Here is a 571-nt window from a genome sequence, read left to right as displayed (position 1 = left end):
ATTTAGTGCCATGAAGAATGGGCTAACTCGAGCCTATCTCACTAAAGAGCATAAGCAAGCACATCAGCAATTGTCCGACTGGATGGCCCTAGCAGGGCTAAAGGTTTGGCAAGACAGCGTTGGAAATCAATGGGGAAGAAAGACTTCTGCTAACCCGACCCAGCCGACCCTCATCATAGGCTCTCACAGTGATACTGTGGTGAATGCAGGAAAATACGATGGCAATCTCGGTATCTTGCTTGGGTTAGAAGCGCTAAAGCAACTTGAAGGTATCAATCTACCGTTTCATGTGGACTTAGTGGCCTTTGCCGATGAAGAGGGCGTGCGTTTCAATACCACTCTTATAGGCTCAAGTGCGACAGCTGGCTGTTTTCGACCTGCATGGCTGGACATCAAGGACAGCGACAATATCGCTATGTGCGAGGCCATGCTGAGCTTTGGTTTACCTCCTGAATTGGCAGGTAAGGATGCACGATTGCCACAGGACGTGAAGGCGTACCTTGAGGTGCATATTGAGCAAGGCCCGGTACTGGAAGACCTTAACCTGCCGGTTGGTGTGGTGACGGGAATT

The 571-nt window shown here is 50.1% G+C and carries 1 protein-coding gene; it reads left to right on the top strand.

The window, feature by feature from the left end; genetic code table 11:
• On the top strand, positions 1–571 hold a 571-nt coding region (locus tag AB4585_RS23055; RefSeq protein WP_372171126.1), incomplete at both ends, for a M20/M25/M40 family metallo-hydrolase.

The sequence above is a fragment of the Vibrio sp. 10N.222.49.C9 genome, from assembly GCF_041474985.1.
Taxonomy (GTDB): domain Bacteria; phylum Pseudomonadota; class Gammaproteobacteria; order Enterobacterales; family Vibrionaceae; genus Vibrio; species Vibrio crassostreae_C.
The sequence above is the reverse complement of the archived record's forward strand: the minus strand, read 5'-3'. Positions and strand labels throughout refer to the sequence as shown.